Here is a 17,232-nt window from a genome sequence, read left to right on the forward strand (position 1 = left end):
GTCTGTTGGAAATTAGGGATTAACAACAGCCGCGATCGCACAAGTCTTCCAAAAACTTCAGATAATGCGTTATCCTTCCACAAAAGCTACCAAATTGAATGTCTATATTCAAGGTCAAGGATTCCCCATTCTAGGCATACACGGTCATCCTGGTTCTGGTCGTAATCTTTCGGTTTTTACCAATCACTTATCAAAGCGCTACAAAACGTTTGCCCCAGATTTGCGCGGTTATGGCAAAAGTCGCTTTCATGGCAAATTTGAGATGTACGACCATTTGACTGACTTAGAGGCGCTGCTAGACCGCTTTGAGATCGAAAAATGTCTATTACTGGGATGGTCACTTGGTGGAATTTTGGCGATGGAATTAGCATTACGCCTGCCACAGCGTGTGACTGGTCTAATTTTGGTAGCCACAGCGGCTAGACCTCGTGGGAATCACCCCCCAATCAGTTTACAGGATAATCTTTATACTGGCGTTGCCGCCCTATTGAATGTTGTGCAACCAAGTTGGCAGTGGAATATAGAAACCTTTGGCAAGCGATCGCTTTTTCGTTACCTAATCCAACAACATACACGCACTGCTTATGGCTACATCGCTAGAGAGGCAGTGCAGGCTTATTGGCAAACCTCTACTACTGCAACTAATGCTCTTTCCACAGCCCTACGGTCTGGTTACAACAGACTTACAGAACTACACCAAATTCAATGTCCTAGTTTGGTACTTGCCGGCGATCAAGACCGCCACATCACAGCTGAGTCTAGCTTAGAAACTGCTCGACATCTTAAAAACAGCCAGTGGCAGTGCTATCCCAACACAGCCCATCTTTTTCCGTGGGAGATTCCCCAGCAAGTACTGGGAGATATTGACCGTTGGCTGGCAGTGCATCCGCAGGTAGTTGGCTAATAGTTAATAGTCCAAATACCATTCAGTTAAACCAAAAAGTCTTATGGAGAGACACGATTTATCGCGTCTGAGAAATCTCGAATACCGAATAAGCCAGAATTGAATGCTGATTCCAAAACGGCTCGGTTAACAGGACAAATTACCATAGCAGTCAGCGTTTCTGAGATAGCTTGCCGTGCTTGCTCAACGCTGCGAGTATGCCTACGAGAAATATAGAAAATATCTGTAGTCTAACAGGTTTCAAGCTTTGCTCCATAGACAACTGAAAGCCGCATAACGGTGAAGTTGTACGGCGGCAGATAACCTTGAACTCTCACCGACAACCTTCATACCGTCCGAACCAACGCAGTGTTGGGCGGCTGGCTTTTAACAATCAGCGCAGAAATACTATCTATCCGCTTCATAAGTTTTCTCAAGATCATGGACTTCGGGAGCATCTTCCCGTTGTCCTAAATCGACCCATCCTTGCTTGAGATAAAATCTCATCGCGACTAGATTCGTAGGGCTAACGCTCAAACGGGCTGATTGACAATTGGGACACAAGTATGTCAAAACCACCATGATTTATACTCACGTTCTCAACCGTGGTGGAAAAGCTGTACGTAGTCCCCTAGATTAGAACTACTGGCACATATTTTGCATGAATCTTGAACACCTAAAATGGTACAAAGTTAACACCCTAGGTCAGTGGTTAAGAATACAAAAGAAGCAAGGAGGTAGAAACCATTACCCTTGCTCCCCTGCCTCTTCTTCGACTTTGTTGCCTTACTTACATCAGACCGCTAAAGACAGGCTTTACTTTGCGGTCAATCCTTTCCCCCAAGTCTTCAGCAATTGTTAGAGTACCTGGTTTGCAGCGCTTCACATTCACAAGTATTCCCTGTGCGCCTTCTACCTCTAAGTCTTCTACGTAGCCTTTAAGTGCCACTTTGGCATCAGCAGAACTTAGAAATGGCCCAAAGTAGTAAGTGCAACGCGGATTTTGCGTTACTATCTCTACCCACCAAGCCAAGCCGAGACTATTAAACGTGCTGATTAAAGACTCTTTCAGGTTATCCCAAATTGTTTTCATAGTTGTTGCTGATTTATCAATGTGGTACTGAATGTTAAACGACGATATTTTCTTTTACATTTCTTTATACTCTTTTCCTCTTAATTTTTAAAGAGGTTTTGGTAACTTATCTAAGTACACTGTGTTTAACGACCGTTGGCGATAAATCTCATAAAGCGCCATACCTGCGGCTACTGAAGCATTCAGGCTAGGGGTCTTACCCAGCAGGGGGATTGATACCAGTACATCGCAGGAGCGTTGTGTCAACATACTCAGACCTTCACCTTCAGAGCCAATTACCAAAACAATAGGGCCACTGAATTTCACTGTATGTAGAGGTTCGCTGCCGGCGGCGGCGGTACCATAAATCCAAAAGCCAGCCTCTTTCAACTCTTCCAAGGCACGGCTGAGGTTGACTACTCTAGCGACAGTAAAGTTTTCTAACGCGCCTGCTGCCACTTTCACAACGGTAGAAGTGATTCCCGATGCCCTTCTTTGGGGTATGACTAATCCTTGAGCGCCTATGGCTTCTGCGGTGCGAATAATTGCGCCTAGGTTATGGGGATCAGTGATCCCATCAGCTACTACAATTACAGGGTCAGTTACTGATTTTGCCTGTTCAATCAGATCTGACAATTCAATGTAGCTGTAGGGAGCTATTTGTGCTGCTATACCTTGATGATTAGCACCGTTGGTAATTTGGTCTAAGCGCTTTGGTTCTACTTCGTCAATGACTGTGCCATTGTCCTTGGCTTGGAGAATCAAATGATGAAAACGGGGATCATAGCGTAGGCGAGGTGTAACCCAAATGCGGTTCAGTTCTCGTTGACTTTCCAAAGCACTCAAAACAGGATGACGACCATAGATCAGATCGCTATCTTCTGTGGGTTTTGCAGATGGAGATGGATGGGAGAAATTGCGATGTGAACGTGGGCTGTTGGATACAGGATGACTATCCTCATCCTTGTGTCTGGGTCGTGGACTGGGACTAGGACTGTGAATAGAATTAGCAATGACACGCTTAGCTTTAATTTTCAGGGGTTGCCCACGGTTTGGCTCGCCAGAAGTCTTGATTTTTCTTGGTTTATTCTGCATATCAGTTTTGGGTATAGCTTATGGGTAGGCTTCCAGATTCCTTGAATTTACGGGTCTACACTGCTGAATTTCCTGTCATGAGATATGTTTATGTGCCCACTATTTCTCTAGATGGAGTTTTTGCAACAGTTCGGTTAAGCGCTGGGAATCGGTTAGATAAAGATAGCCAATCAAAGTTTCTAGACTAGTTGCTTGTTGATAGATGTCGGGATCAACCCGCTTTGGGCGCCTTGTGGCAGCGTTACGGCCCCGTCGGACAATTTTTAATTCTGTTTTTGTGAGATGAGGAATCAGCGATCGCAAATGAAGCGCCTGTGTTTCCGCTCTTACCTGTGCTACTACCAATTGATGGTAGGTGTCTGTCCGCTGTAATGGCAGCAGATAGAACATTCTAACATATAATTCATATATCGCATCTCCTAAATACGCTAAGGCAGCAGGAGAGATTTGTGGCAGTTGTGTCTGGGAAATATCTTGTAGTAATTGCGCGGTGGTTGCCAAGAATGCTTGGGTCAAAGATGAATCCAGCTTAGGAGCTTCATCTTGTTGTCCATTTAATAGCTCTTCCTCCTTTGACTTCACAAGTTAATCATTCCTTAATGGACTATATTCGGAAAGCATCTGCAAAAATATTTACTTTTTCTTGTGTATGCCATGCTGAGCGTACTTAGCATAATTAACACTATCAGAATTACTGACTAAATTTTATCTTTTTTGATTGTTAGTTTGCACTGAGAAGTAACCTTTTAATATATACCTATTAGAGAGTCTCGCTGGCTTGACAAATAATCATTTAAAGTATCCAATATTTAATAGGCTACAAATACAAATTACTTAGTTTTAAATGCCTCAAAGCGTTATTTTTTTGATTACAGCTAAAGGCTACAAATTTTTTATTGTGCGTATATATCCTTTGTTTTGACATATTGAGATATACGTGTTTACTTCGCAATATGTTGACATTTTAGATCTGCTGGCTTTTATGCCTCTCCCACGAGGAGAGAGGTTGTCTGCCAGCGTCTCTAAAAATTAAGCTACCCAGATCAAACATTCGGATAGCCAAGTTGAACTCTCTAATCAAACGATCAATACTACTTGATATTTTCTAACGCTGCGTCAACTGTGGTTTGCAGCGAGAGAAACTTCTCTAAGCGAACAAGTTTGACTGTTTGAGTTACTCGCGCATTAGTGACAATTTGCAAGGTGCCTTCAGCGGTTTGAGCCTGCTTGGCTAGCTGTACCAGCGCACCCAAGCCAGAACTATCAACAAAATCGATTTGTGAAAGATCCAGGATAATGTGCTTTGGGCCTTCATCAATTTTGTTGCCAAGTACCTTACGAAATGTCGGTTCAGAAAATGCATCTAACAAGCCTGTGAGGCGGAATAGCTGACAGTTATCCCGGACTTCACGAGTGCCTCTCAGGCTCACGGTTAGATTAAGTGGCTCAGCAATAATTCCCTCCTCATCATTAAAGTGAACGCTCAAGTATAGATGGTTTTTGTGCAAGTTGTCTAGAACCTGCTGGGGTAGGGCATGGGGGATTGGGAAGAAGGGGAAGGGGGAAAGGGAAAAGGTTAAGGGGTTTATTTCTTCATCTTTTACCCCTTCCCCTTTACCCTTTAACCTTTTCCCAAGATTGTTTATCCCAATTCCTTATATCCCTATTCTTACCTCACTTCTTCTGTAGTAGTTTGACGTGCTTTTTGCATTGCTTGCACAAATTGTTCAAACAAATAATCAGCATCGTGAGGGCCAGGACTGGCTTCTGGGTGATATTGTACGGAGAATATCGGTAGAGATTTGTGACGTACCCCAGCAACAGTGCGATCGTTGAGGTTTAGGTGACTAATTTCCACAACTGCCGTAGGTAAAGAATCTGGGCTGATCGCAAAGCTGTGATTCTGGCTAGTAATTTCTATCCTTTGTTGTAGACCCGCAGGCTGATTCAGACCACGATGACCAAATTTTAATTTAAAGGTTTCTGCTCCAAGAGCATGACCTAAAATTTGGTGTCCCATACAAATACCAAAGATGGGTTTTTGACTTTGAAGCAATGCTTTGGTAGTTGCAATTCCTTCAGTGACTGCCGCCGGATCGCCAGGCCCATTGGAAAGAAACACACCATCTGGATTGTAGTTGAGAATTTCTTCTGGTGGTGTATCAGCAGGAACAACTATCACCCGACAACCATAACTTGCTAAACGACGCAATATATTGCGTTTTACGCCAAAGTCAAGGGCAACAACGGTGAAAGATTCTCCAATATTTGCCGCAGACTCTGAGTTGAATTCCCAGGCTGGAATTGTGGGATCTGACCATTCATAAACCTTGGAGGTCGTGACTTCACGTACCAAATTTAATCCTGCCATGTTGGGAGCTGCCTGTACCTGCTCTAACAACTCCACCTCATCTAAGATTGTGGTGGAAATGCCGCCGTTCATGGCTCCAAACATGCGAATTTTCCGGGTAAGAGCGCGGGTGTCAATTCCATAGATACCTGGGATTTGGTGCTGTTTAAGGTAGTCAGGCAAGGATTGTGTTGAGCGCCAGTTACTAGGCCTGTGACAAATGTTACGAGCGATCGCACCTTTGACTTGCGGTTGAGCCGATTCTTCGTCTTCAGGATTAACGCCAGTGTTTCCTAATTCGGGATAGGTAAAAATCACAATTTGACCGCAGTAACTAGGATCAGTCAACACTTCTTGATATCCTGTCATCCCAGTATTAAATACCACTTCTCCGATTGTGGTTCCCGTTGCACCGAAAGACCAACCGCGATAAGTAGTTCCATCTGCCAGGACAAGTAGAGCAGGTATTGCGTCAGACAAAGGCATAAGCAAAAGGATTAGGGATTGGGGAATCGGGAATGGGGCATTGGGCATCGGGCATAGGATATGAGGTATTGTTATTCTCCTCTGCTCCCTGCTCTCCTGCCTTCCTTGCTTACTCATTCCAGTTCTTGACAGTTGACATTTAGCAGTCAACAGTTAAGAATGAGCAGTCTTTGATCCCCACTTTAGTCAATACTGCGAGTGTAATTATCCCATGAGTTCAGAAATTCCGCGCTCTTAAGGGAATTAATTAAAAATTAAAAAGATAAAATTCTTAAAGGGGAATCGGTGGCAAAAGTAGATTTGCAGTCCCTTGGGCAGTTTAAATCGAAGTTAATTATGCTTCAGTCTTTTTTATCTCGTGCAGCCCTGATTTTTCTCTCAAGTGCTTTAGCGGTTTTGGGCGTTGCTTGTAGTGAAGAAAAACAGACTAGTGCGATTCTTCGCAATCAACAGTCTGTAGTTACTGACAATCAGGTAGCACCATCTCTCGGAGAACCAACAACATCATCAGCCATTCCAGAACCAGAAGATCTGCCACCGTCGGTAATGGAGCCAAGTTCTTTTGAACTAGGATTAGACAAAGCCGCGGGTGCTTTGAGTATCAGCCAATCTGCCCAATCCCCAGATGATTGGAACTTAGTAGCGAGTCAGTTCCAAGATGCGATCACGCTGATGAAGAAAGTGCGGCGACAAAGCTCTGAGTTTGCGATCGCCCAAGCTAAAATTTCAGAATACCAGCGTCAGGTTAAGTATGCCCTACAAAAAGCTAATCCTAGCCCTCAACCATTAGCCAAAGCCAATGCTCAAAGAATAGTAGTTACTCCTCAAGCAAAAACTTCACCCCAGGTTCCCATACCAGTACCCCCACCTGTACGAGTCAAACTACCACCAACTAGGCCTGTCTTTTCCTCATCAGAAATACTCACTCCAGAAAAAGCAGTATTTATTGCCCCCATTAGACGGCGAGTTGGGGGAACCCCAATTGTCACAGTTACCTTTAACGGACAGCAACAATTCGACATGATTGTGGATACAGGAGCCAGTGGGACTGTAATCACCCAACAAATGGCCAATGCTTTGGGGGTAGTGCCAGTAGGAAAAGCCAAGGCTAACACCGCCAGTTCCAAAGCGGTGGAGTTTCTTGTTGGCTATATTGATTCGATGGCAGTTGGCGGGGTAATAGTGAATAAAGTACCAGTAGCGATCGCTGGTTTGGAATTAGAAACTGGATTACTAGGACATGACTTTTTTGGCAACTATGATGTCACCATCAAACGTAATGTTGTAGAATTTCGCCCACAGTCACACTCAGAAATCAATCCTTCAGAAACTGGACTAGCTGCTCCAATTTTGCCCAAGGAGTACCGTCCTGGAGAATCTCCTTAGCTACACTAATACCTTTAGCGTGATCCAATAAAGGGATAACACCCGCCACTTGTAGCGCCAAAGAGGCATTTAAAGCTACTGCATCTTGTTGCGCCTGAGTTCCCTTACCTTGCAGCACCGACTTCAGAATCACTGCATTTTCTTGGACATCTCCACCCCGAAGCGCACTTATGGGAGCAGGCGTTACACCTAAATCTAGGGGATTCACGGTAGTTAATTGCACTTCACCCCCAGACAACACCGCCAAGTCTGTAACATCCCCTAACCCAGCTTCGTCAAGTCTTTCTCGTCCATGTAGAACAATCGCTTTTTGTTTGCCCAAATTATTTAATGCTTGAGCAACTGTTGCCAAAAGTTTAGGTGTAAATAGTCCTACAACCTGCCCAGTGGGATACAACGGATTAACTAATGGCCCAAGCAAATTAAATACCGTTCGGATCTTCAAACTTCGGCGCAACGAAGCAACTGCCTTCAGCGCTGGATGCCAACCGGGGGCAAATAAGAAAGTGATCCCCACCTCTGATAGTGCTGCTTGCACTTTTTCGCTGGAGGCACTCAGGTTTACACCCAAGGCTTCCAAAACATCTGCACTGCCTGTAAGACTTGACGCTGAGCGATTACCATGCTTGGCAACGGGTACACCATAAGCGGCGGCGACAAAGGCAACTGCTGTAGAAATATTAAACGTTGACGAGCCATCGCCACCAGTACCACAGGTATCTATTACAGTTTTAAGTTCTGAGTTCTGAGTTTTAAGTGGTGAACATTGTGATTGCAATACCTCAGCCATCCCAGTTAATTCATCAGCAGAAACGCCTTTAAAGTTCAGTGCTGTTAAAATTGCTCCTGATAATTCTGGGGGAACCGCTTCACTTAACCACCCTTGCATCAATTCAGTGGCTTGAGTGCGGGATAAGGATTGACCATCAATTAATTGTTGCAGGAGGATATACCATTCTTGAGCAGGGATTGGCGAGGTTGTCATAGCTCAGGTTGAAGTGTGTTGAGAGTCTGGGAGCTATCCTACCGAAAAATGGGAACTTAGTAACAAAACTTAGTTAAATCTCACGCAGAGGCGCAGAGGCGCAGAGGAAGAGGAGATATTTTAGATTAATGTCTTAGTGACTACATTTGCTCTAGTTGCTTTCGCAGTGATTCTAGTTCCAAGTTAACGACGGTGCTTGAACTGGAAGCAGTTGTTTCTTTGAGACTTTCTAGAGCAGTCAGATTTTGTTGGAGTAGAATTATTGTTGCTTCTTGCTGTTGAAGCTGTGTCTTAAGAGCGATCGCAATTTTGCTTTGAACTGTCTTACTGAGTATGGCTTGAATTGCTAAATTATCATCATTATTTTCCAAAGCCACTTGAGCCTTTTTATGCCATTCCTCAGCTTCATTTTTAACTTGGGCGTAATATTTTTGGATATATTCTTTGTTAGTAACAGCTTTATTTACAGCTTCTCGTGTCTCACTAATAGCATTTACTAAAGTATTTAAAGTGCCTTTTTTATCCTTGGATTTGTTTTGAGGTTTAAGTAGTGACGATACTTCTTCTTTAAGTCGCTTCAATTCTTCATCAACGTCTTCAAGGTCAATTAAAATCCCCTCATCAAAATTATCTGACTGTAAAGTTTCTTCTAAACTAGCTTCAATCTGTAAAGTTTTCTCTTCTATGTACTCGGAAGTAATATTTGGATTGCTGCATAATATTCTATTCTGTGCCTCAGATATCTTGCTCTCCCAAGAAGCTAGGTTATTTTTGATGGTGTCTAGCTGTGGTGTTTGATCGTCTATAAGGGTTTTCAGCCTACTAGCTATTGCTTGGTAGCGTTCTTTTTGGAATTTTGCTTGAGGAGCTAAATCCTCACGACCTTCTTTAAGAGCAAGTTTATATCGTCTTGACCATTTATCAGCTTCGGCTTGAGCTTGCGCGTAGTCTCGTTGAGCAATTTTTTGAGCTGTACTAACGCTAGCAGTGGCTGCACGTAAATTTTTTAGAGCGTTTTGCCCTGGTTGAGTGGGATCGTAAAGTGCCATAAGCTTATCTGAGAAACCTGATTATCCAGAGCTTAGGCTAAGTTAAACCATCACGTCTTCGTAAAAATTACTTAAGCATTTTAACTATAAAGCGTCCATCCTCTTTTTGTTCACGCTCTATTGTGAAGTTCATAGCATTGTGAAGGTATTGTATATAAGAAGCTATGCCTGATAAAACAAACAATTTATTATTATGACCTCAGTTGATTTTAACAAGCATAAAAAAGCCAAAGCTTTAAAACCTAATAGCCGTCGCCCTGCTAAAGAACTTTGTAGCGAGTGCGGATTGTGCGATACATATTATATTCATTATGTCAAAGAAGCCTGTGCTTTTATTAATCAGCAAATAGGTGAACTTGAAGAACAAACCCACAGGCGATCGCGCGATCTTGATAACGCCAATGAACTCTACTTTGGTGTTCACCAAGACATGATGGCAGCGCGAAAACAGCAGCCTATTGAAGGCGCACAATGGACGGGTATTGTTAGTAGTATCGCCATTGAAATGCTGAATCGCCGTTTAGTTGAAGGCGTTGTCTGTGTCCAAAACACCAAAGAAGACCGCTTTCAACCTATGCCTGTCATTGCTCGTACCCCAGAAGAAATACTAGCAGCACGGGTAAATAAACCAACACTTTCACCCAACCTTTCTGTATTGGAACAAGTAGAACAATCCGGGATGAAGCGACTATTGGTAATTGGTGTTGGTTGCCAAATTCAAGCTTTGCGAGCCGTAGAAAAACAACTTGGGTTAGAAAAATTATATGTTTTAGGTACACCTTGTGTAGATAACGTTACACGCGCCGGGCTGCAAAAATTCTTAGAAACTACCAGTCGCTCGCCTGACACTGTTGTACATTACGAATTTATGCAAGACTTCCGGGTTCACTTCAAACACGAAGATGGATCAACAGAAACTGTACCTTTCTTTGGTTTGAAGACCAACCAACTTAAAGATGTCTTTGCTCCTTCCTGCATGAGTTGCTTTGATTACGTCAACTCCCTGGCAGATTTAGTTGTTGGTTATATGGGCGCACCCTTTGGCTGGCAATGGATTGTTGTTAGAAATGATACAGGCAAAGAAATGCTGGACTTGGTGCAAGACCAGTTAGATACCCAGCCAGTGATGTCCCAAGGAAATCGAAAAGAGGCTGTGCAACAAAGTATTCCTGCCTATGACAAAGGTGTGACTCTGCCCATGTGGGCAGCGAAACTGATGGGTGTGGTGATTGAAAGAATTGGGCCTAAGGGTTTGGAGTATGCGCGGTTTTCGATTGATTCGCACTTTACCAGGAATTATCTGTATGTGAAGCGGAATCATCCGGAGCAGTTGGAGGAGCATGTGCCGGAGTTTGCTAAACGGATCGTGGGGCAGTATAGGTTGCCGGAAGAGTAGCTCACGCAGAGGCGCAGAGACGCAGAGAGTTTTTAGAGATTGTTGACTACCCGCGAGATACCATCTTTGATGAGTGTGACGTTGAAATTGATTAATAACCCAACTCGTTTATCAGCAAGGCGTAAGTAGGTTAGTAATTGTTTTTTGTGTACTGGATGAATAGTTTCCACTGATTTGAGTTCAACAATTACCTTGTCTTCGACTATCAAATCAGTGCGAAAGCCTTCCTCTAAAAATACACCTTCATAGACAATTGTAATAACCACCTGTCTTCTAACCTGTAACTTTCGCCTCCTTAACTCAAAATCCATAACCGTCTCATAAACTGATTCCAGTAAACCCGGTCCCAAAGTTGTGTGAACCTTGTAAGCAACATCCACAACTGCGCCCGAAACCTCATTCTCAATCATCTCTCTGCGCCTCCGCGTCTCTGCGTGAGACAATCTTAACTCATGTAAATTGTGTCACAGCATCCATCGCCGCCTCCAATGCGATCGCAATATGAGTCCAATGAGTCCCCCCCTGACAATAAACCACATACGGCTCACGCAAAGGCCCATCCGCAGAAAACTCTAAAGTACTACCCTCAATAAATGTCCCCCCAGCCATGACTACCTGGCTCTGGTACCCCGGCATATCATCGGGAATAGGGTCAAGGTAGGAACCAACGGGAGAATGCTGTTGTATGGCTTTACAGAAAGCAATTAGCTTGGCAGCAGAACCAAGTTTAATAGCCTGAATTACGTCTCCACGGGGAGCAAGGGGGGCAGGATTCACGGGATAACCTAGTTTGTCAAACACATAACCAGTTAGGTAAGTCCCCTTCATTGCTTCCCCTACCATCTGCGGTGCTAAAAATAACCCTTGAAATAACAAACGATTTTGATCAAAGGTAGCACCGCCGTAACTACCGATACCAGGAGCAGTCAGGCGACAAGCGGCTGCTTCTACTAAATCAGCGCGACCAGCAACATATCCACCAGCGTTGACGATGGTACCACCAGGATTTTTAATCAGCGATCCCGCCATCAAGTCGGCACCTACGTTGGTGGGTTCTTTTGTTTCGATAAATTCGCCGTAGCAGTTATCTACAAAGCAAACAGTGTTGGGGTTTTGCTGTTTAACTATGTGGATAATTTTTTCTATATCAGCAATTGATAAACTAGGCCGCCAAGAATAGCCACAAGAGCGCTGAATTAACACTAAACGCGTGTTATCAACCACGTTAGTACTTAAAGCTTGCCAATCTACCTTTCCGTCTGTAGTTAGCTCCAATTGGCGGTAATTTATGCCAAACTCGATAAGGGAGCCTTGTCCTTGACCCCTCAAACCAATGACTTCTTCAAGCGTATCGTAGGGAGAACCGACCACTGCTAACATCTCATCTCCAGGACGGAGTACACCAAATAAAGCGCAAGCGATCGCATGAGTTCCAGAAACAAACTGCACTCGCACGGCCGCAGCTTCTGCGCCCATAACTTCGGCAAAAACTTTATCTAAAGTTTCTCGTCCTAAATCATCGTGGCCATAGCCACTTACACCAGCAAAGTGATGTGCGCCTACACGGTGATTACGAAAAGCATCTAGGACTCGTTTCAGATTATGCTTGACCTGTGCGTCAATTCCAGAAAAAATTTCTAACAGTACCTGCTCTGCTTGCCGCAGCTGCTCCAAGCTGTTCATTAGTTCCTCTTTCACAAAAAATTTATAGATATGCGGATTTTTAAATCGCGCAGATTAGGCTGGACAATTTCAATTCGGGTTAATGCATGACAATTGCTACTTCAACTAAACCTCAAATCAACTGGGTTAATACCCTATTTTTCCTTGGTCTGCACTTCGGCGCTCTGTTTGCCTTTGTTCCTAGTAACTTTAGCTGGACAGCAGTTGGTGTGGCTTTGTTGCTTTACTGGATAAGTGGTGGTCTAGGCATTACCCTAGGATTTCATCGCCTTGTCACCCACCGTAGTTTTCAGACTCCCAAATGGCTTGAGTATTTCTTGGTTTTTTGCGGGACATTGGCCTGTCAAGGAGGGCCAATTGAGTGGATCGGGACACATCGCATTCATCATGTACATTCTGATACTGACCCTGATCCCCATGATTCCAATAAAGGCTTCTGGTGGAGTCATATCGGTTGGCTGATTTATCACTCTCCCTCTCACGCTGATGTCCCTCGCTTTACCAAAGACATTGCCGAAGACCCAGTTTATCAGTTTTTACAGAAATATTTCATTTTGATCCAGGTAGCCCTGGGTTTATTGCTAATGCTTCTGGGTGGCTGGTCTTTCGTTGTTTGGGGAATCTTTGCTCGCATTGTTTGGGTTTACCATTGCACTTGGTTGGTGAACAGTGCTACTCATAAATTTGGCTATCGTAGCCATGAGACTAGCGATCGCTCAACTAATTGTTGGTGGGTAGCCGTACTAGTTTTCGGCGAAGGCTGGCATAATAACCACCATGCCTTTCAATACTCAGCTCGTCACGGGCTGGAATGGTGGGAAATCGATTTTACTTGGATGACGATTCAATTGCTACAAGTACTTGGTTTAGCGACTAATGTGAAACTTGCAGGCACAAAGCAGTAAGTCAATGGTCAAAAGTCAATGGTCAGGAGCTATAACTTTTGACTGTAGGCTTTTGACTTTTGGTAAATTTGCTTACGGGTGCGCTTGTGTAGGTTAGGTTGCTATAATCCGAAACGCTAATGTTAAGAAACTTTGCGGCAAGCCGCTTTTTTTAGTGACTTGATAGTGGAGTTTGTTGTTTTTCAGGTGTCCATGACTACATCAACAATTCACAGCCAGAAACTAAGTGAAGACCTTAGTGATTCCGACCTGAGGCTTAAAGATATTATCAAAACGCTGCCACGGGAATGTTTTCAGCAAAACCGTCGCAAAGCTTGGACTCAAGTGTTGCTCAGTGTTTTTATGGTCGGCTTGGGCTACTATTTTCTGACGATCGCTCCTTGGTTTCTCTTGCCCTTTGCCTGGATTTTTACTGGGACTGCTTTAACAGGTTTTTTTGTAATTGCTCATGATTGTGGTCATCGGTCATTTGCCAAACGTCGTTGGGTAAATGATTTGGTGGGGCACATTTTTATGATGCCGTTAATTTACCCCTTTCATAGTTGGCGCATTAAGCATAATTATCACCATGCTCATACCAACAAGCTGGACGAAGATAATGCTTGGCATCCGATTAGACCAGAAGTTTTTGAAAGTTGGGATAAAACTAGGCAGTTTGCTTTTGAGGGGTTTATGCGTAAACGCCTCTGGTGGGTAGGTTCTATTGGACACTGGGCTGTTGTACATTTTGATTGGCGGAACTTCAAAACGAAAGACCAATCAAGCATCAAGCTTTCTGTGACTGTAGTCGTGATTTTTGCCGCGATCGCCTTTCCTCTACTCATTGCTAAAACTGGTATTTGGGGATTTGTCAAGTTTTGGCTTGTACCCTGGCTGGTCTACCATTTTTGGATGAGTACTTTTACTATTGTTCACCATACTGCTTCAGATGTTCCTTTTGTGGCAGCGAATAAATGGAATGAGGCTCTAGCACAACTATCTGGTACTATTCATTGCGATTATCCCCGTTGGATAGAAATCCTGTGCCACGATATCAGTGTTCATGTCCCACATCACCTTTCTACCGCAATTCCTTCTTATAATTTGCGGCTAGCATATAGCAGCATTAAAGAAAATTGGGAGCCTTATCTGCATGATGAGTGTCAGTTTTCTTGGTCTTTAATGAAGCAAATTGTAGACCAATGTCAACTATACACAACTGATGTCGGTTATGAGTCTTTCAACGAATATTATGCAGACCGATAACTAAGGATGAAGTGCCAAGTATAAAGGATGAAAACAACCCATGAAATAATTCAAGGGTTTGTATTAGATATTAATTACTCTTTTTCAAACTTTAGCTTTCAGCCTTGCTCCTTTAATATAGATTCTGGCAATTATCTACCCAGTAAAATCGTTAGGTATATTGCCAGAGATTATCTTCGTGTGTCTTAGCGAAAGCTAGTGCCGTAGTATCGCAGATGTGAGGGAGGTTATCTTGCCTCAAATAAAGTCCGATTTCTATCCAATATAAAGAATCCAGTGCAATCAAATACCATCACTTTCAATCATCCTGATGGCAATGAACCATCTGAGGATACGACCAAACTGCCTTTTACTCTTCAAGATTTAAAAGCTGCCATACCTGCTGAATGTTTTCAGCCCAATGTGACAAAATCCCTATTTTATTTCTTGCGTGACATCCTGATTATTGGCTTGCTTTATGCAGTTGCTCATTACTTGGATTCTTGGTTTTTCTGGCCTATTTTTTGGTTAATGCAAGGAACAATGTTTTGGGCTTTGTTTGTAGTAGGACATGACTGCGGACACCAATCTTTTTCTAAGCATAAATGGCTCAATGATTTCATTGGACATCTTTCTCACACACCGATACTCGTTCCCTATCACGGCTGGCGTATTAGCCATAGAACCCACCACAAAAATACTGGCAATATCGATAATGATGAAAGCTGGTATCCAGTCACAGAATCACAATACAAGGAGATGCCATTAGAACAAAAGATAGGTCGATATTATGTTTTTTTATTGGCTTATCCTGTATATCTATTTAAGCGTTCTCCTAATAAAGAAGGCTCTCATTTTTTACCCGGTAGCCCACTTTTCAAACCATCGGAAAAATGGGATATCATCACCAGTACTACACTCTGGATTGGGATGGTATGCTTGCTGGGTTTCCTTACCTATGAATGGGGATGGATGTGGTTACTGAAATATTACGCAGCTCCCTACATTGTGTTTATTATTTGGCTAGACTTGGTGACATTTTTGCACCATACTGAGCCAGATCTTCCTTGGTATCGCGGAGAAGATTGGACTTTTTTGAAAGGTGCTATTTCTAGCATTGACCGCAACTACGGTTTTATCAATCATATCCACCATGATATTGGTACGCATGTTGCTCACCATATATTCCTTAATATCCCTCACTACAATTTGTTGAAAGCCACAGAGGCAATTAAACCTGTGATGGGTGAATACTTCCGCAAATCTGAAGAACCGATTTGGAAGTCTTTATGGCGCTCATGCTTCAGTTGTCATTTTGTACCAGATACTGGCAGCAAAGTTTACTACACATCCAACAATAAATTAGCAAAAAGCTGATAATAACCTTGATTTCATGGTCAAAGTGTCATGAAGTCATAAATGGATTGTGCCGATATCTGCAGCAAAATTTTAGGCGTAGTTTAAGAGGTTTGATATTGAACTTCGATCTATATTTTGCTACGCCTTTTTTGAGATTTTATCCAGCTTTAAATCAAGTCAGATGTTATTTAAGTGAGCAGTTTTTATGACACAGACACAACCAAAAGTAACTTTTACTAAAAACTACGGTTTTAGAAAAGAACTAAGCAAACGAGTTGATGCTTATTTTCAGTCTAGGAACATTCCTACTAGAGATAATCCTGCAATGTACCTCAAAACGGTAATTATTTTGGGATGGGTAATTTCTGCCTGGACATTTACTCTTTTCGGCCCACCGCAAATTTGGATAAAAGTAATTAGCTGTGTTGTCCTTGGATTAGGTATTGCTGGTGTTGGTTTTAGCGTAGGGCATGATGCTAATCATGGCGGTTATTCTCGTAAAAAATGGGTGAATAACACTATCGGTTTACTCTACGATGTAATTGGTCTATCTAGTTATTTATGGAAATTTAGGCATAATTATTTACATCATACCTTTACCAATATATTAGAACATGATGTAGAAATACATGGTGATGGATTAGTGCGGATGACTCCCTACATGGAGCATAAATGGTATCACTCATTTCAACACATATTCATTTTATTTATATATACAGTCATACCAATTTATTGGTCTATTGCTGATGTTCAACTGATTCTGTTTAAGCGTAAATATCATTCCCATGCAATCCCTACACCTAAACCATTAGATATGCTGATCTTATTGGGGGGCAAAGTCATCTGGCTAGGGCTTTTCCTGGGAATACCGCTGGTAATAGGTTACACCCCTATTCAGGCTATTGTGGGATTTCTCATCACTTACATGACTTATGGGTTGGTGATTTGCATAGTTTTCATGCTTGCTCATGTACTAGAAACAGCAGAGTTTATTCAACCGAATTCTGAGACAAATCAAATCGATGATGAATGGGCAGTTTTTCAAATTAGAACAACTGTTGATTTTGCTCCTAAAAATTACTTTTTAAACTGGTATCTTGGTGGACTTAACTATCAAGTTGTACATCATTTATTTCCTCAAATTTGCCATATTCATTATCCACAAATAGCTCAAATATTAGCAGAAGTATGCGAAGAATTTGAGGTCAAGTACAATGTTTATCCCACATTTAGATCAGCACTAACTTCTAATTTTTCCTGGCTGAAACGTATGGGAGAGCCGAATGCAGATTATCCAACTACTCTAGTGGAAAAACTACCTAATTGAGCCAAAAATGCCACCCCTCCAAGGGGTGGAAC

At 42.7% G+C, this 17,232-nt stretch carries 17 protein-coding genes; 7 read left to right on the plus strand and 10 right to left on the minus strand.

Going from position 1 to position 17,232, the window contains the following annotated elements; genetic code table 11:
• Positions 1 to 64 precede the first annotated feature (64 nt).
• Positions 65 to 904, plus strand: a complete 840-nt coding sequence (locus I8751_RS26275) for an alpha/beta fold hydrolase (protein ID WP_214442036.1) — start codon at positions 65 to 67, stop codon at positions 902 to 904.
• 387 nt (positions 905 to 1,291) lie between these two features.
• Here the strand turns inward: I8751_RS26275 and I8751_RS26280 are convergent, their stop codons facing one another.
• The 6 genes from I8751_RS26280 to carA all read right to left on the minus strand — a co-directional run bounded on the left by I8751_RS26280 (position 1,292) and on the right by carA (position 5,886).
• Positions 1,292 to 1,465, minus strand: coding sequence for an N-acetyltransferase (locus tag I8751_RS26280; RefSeq protein WP_214442037.1), 174 nt, complete (start codon positions 1,463 to 1,465; stop codon positions 1,292 to 1,294).
• 208 nt (positions 1,466 to 1,673) lie between these two features.
• Complete coding sequence (locus I8751_RS26290; protein WP_214442038.1) at positions 1,674 to 1,976, minus strand: DUF1816 domain-containing protein; 303 nt, start codon at positions 1,974 to 1,976, stop codon at positions 1,674 to 1,676.
• 87 nt (positions 1,977 to 2,063) lie between these two features.
• A complete protein-coding gene (gene rlmB / locus I8751_RS26295; RefSeq protein WP_214442039.1) occupies positions 2,064 to 3,050 on the minus strand; it encodes a 23S rRNA (guanosine(2251)-2'-O)-methyltransferase RlmB in 987 nt (328 codons plus the stop codon).
• A gap of 99 nt (positions 3,051 to 3,149) precedes the next feature.
• The gene (locus I8751_RS26300) at positions 3,150 to 3,632 is read right to left on the minus strand and encodes a Mini-ribonuclease 3 (protein ID WP_214442040.1); all 483 of its coding nucleotides are present in this window, start codon (positions 3,630 to 3,632) and stop codon (positions 3,150 to 3,152) included.
• 509 nt (positions 3,633 to 4,141) lie between these two features.
• Complete coding sequence (locus I8751_RS26305; protein WP_214442041.1) at positions 4,142 to 4,537, minus strand: STAS domain-containing protein; 396 nt, start codon at positions 4,535 to 4,537, stop codon at positions 4,142 to 4,144.
• 182 nt (positions 4,538 to 4,719) lie between these two features.
• The gene (carA, locus tag I8751_RS26310) at positions 4,720 to 5,886 is read right to left on the minus strand and encodes a glutamine-hydrolyzing carbamoyl-phosphate synthase small subunit (protein WP_214442058.1); all 1,167 of its coding nucleotides are present in this window, start codon (positions 5,884 to 5,886) and stop codon (positions 4,720 to 4,722) included.
• Between the two features lie 336 nt (positions 5,887 to 6,222).
• Between carA and I8751_RS26315 the strand changes: the two genes are divergently transcribed.
• On the plus strand, positions 6,223 to 7,272 hold the full coding sequence (locus I8751_RS26315; protein WP_214442042.1) for a retropepsin-like aspartic protease family protein: 1,050 nt from the start codon (positions 6,223 to 6,225) through the stop codon (positions 7,270 to 7,272).
• Here I8751_RS26315 and trpD read toward each other — a convergent pair.
• Both trpD and I8751_RS26325 read right to left on the minus strand, forming a co-directional pair.
• The gene (gene trpD / locus I8751_RS26320) at positions 7,202 to 8,257 is read right to left on the minus strand and encodes an anthranilate phosphoribosyltransferase (RefSeq protein WP_214442043.1); all 1,056 of its coding nucleotides are present in this window, start codon (positions 8,255 to 8,257) and stop codon (positions 7,202 to 7,204) included. The genes I8751_RS26315 and trpD overlap by 71 nt on opposite strands.
• 140 nt (positions 8,258 to 8,397) lie before the next feature.
• The gene (locus I8751_RS26325; protein WP_214442044.1) at positions 8,398 to 9,306 is read right to left on the minus strand and encodes a PspA/IM30 family protein; all 909 of its coding nucleotides are present in this window, start codon (positions 9,304 to 9,306) and stop codon (positions 8,398 to 8,400) included.
• A gap of 193 nt (positions 9,307 to 9,499) precedes the next feature.
• Between I8751_RS26325 and I8751_RS26330 the strand changes: the two genes are divergently transcribed.
• Positions 9,500 to 10,702, plus strand: coding sequence for a Coenzyme F420 hydrogenase/dehydrogenase, beta subunit C-terminal domain (locus I8751_RS26330; protein WP_214442045.1), 1,203 nt, complete (start codon positions 9,500 to 9,502; stop codon positions 10,700 to 10,702).
• Positions 10,703 to 10,734: 32 nt separating this feature from the next.
• Here the strand turns inward: I8751_RS26330 and I8751_RS26335 are convergent, their stop codons facing one another.
• Positions 10,735 to 11,112 carry a GxxExxY protein gene (locus tag I8751_RS26335; protein ID WP_214442046.1) on the minus strand — a complete coding sequence of 126 codons (378 nt, stop codon included), beginning with the start codon at positions 11,110 to 11,112 and terminating at the stop codon, positions 10,735 to 10,737.
• A gap of 40 nt (positions 11,113 to 11,152) precedes the next feature.
• Positions 11,153 to 12,385 (minus strand): methionine gamma-lyase family protein, encoded by a 1,233-nt coding sequence (locus tag I8751_RS26340; RefSeq protein WP_214442047.1) that lies wholly within the window; start codon positions 12,383 to 12,385, stop codon positions 11,153 to 11,155.
• Positions 12,386 to 12,471: 86 nt separating this feature from the next.
• On the opposite strand from I8751_RS26340, the gene I8751_RS26345 reads away from it, so the two are divergent.
• The 4 genes from I8751_RS26345 to I8751_RS26360 all read left to right on the plus strand — a co-directional run bounded on the left by I8751_RS26345 (position 12,472) and on the right by I8751_RS26360 (position 17,200).
• Entirely contained in the window at positions 12,472 to 13,290 is an 819-nt protein-coding gene (locus I8751_RS26345; protein ID WP_214442048.1) for an acyl-CoA desaturase, read from the plus strand.
• Between the two features lie 192 nt (positions 13,291 to 13,482).
• Positions 13,483 to 14,535: a fatty acid desaturase gene (locus I8751_RS26350; RefSeq protein WP_214442049.1), complete on the plus strand. Its 1,053-nt coding sequence runs from the start codon at positions 13,483 to 13,485 to the stop codon at positions 14,533 to 14,535.
• Between the two features lie 276 nt (positions 14,536 to 14,811).
• Positions 14,812 to 15,891, plus strand: a complete 1,080-nt coding sequence (locus I8751_RS26355) for a fatty acid desaturase (protein ID WP_214442050.1) — start codon at positions 14,812 to 14,814, stop codon at positions 15,889 to 15,891.
• A 187-nt stretch (positions 15,892 to 16,078) separates the two neighbouring features.
• The gene (locus I8751_RS26360; protein ID WP_214442051.1) at positions 16,079 to 17,200 is read left to right on the plus strand and encodes a fatty acid desaturase family protein; all 1,122 of its coding nucleotides are present in this window, start codon (positions 16,079 to 16,081) and stop codon (positions 17,198 to 17,200) included.
• Positions 17,201 to 17,232 lie beyond the last annotated feature (32 nt).

The organism is Atlanticothrix silvestris CENA357, assembly GCF_016056295.1.
In the GTDB taxonomy this organism is placed as follows: Bacteria; Cyanobacteriota; Cyanobacteriia; order Cyanobacteriales; family Nostocaceae; genus Atlanticothrix; species Atlanticothrix silvestris.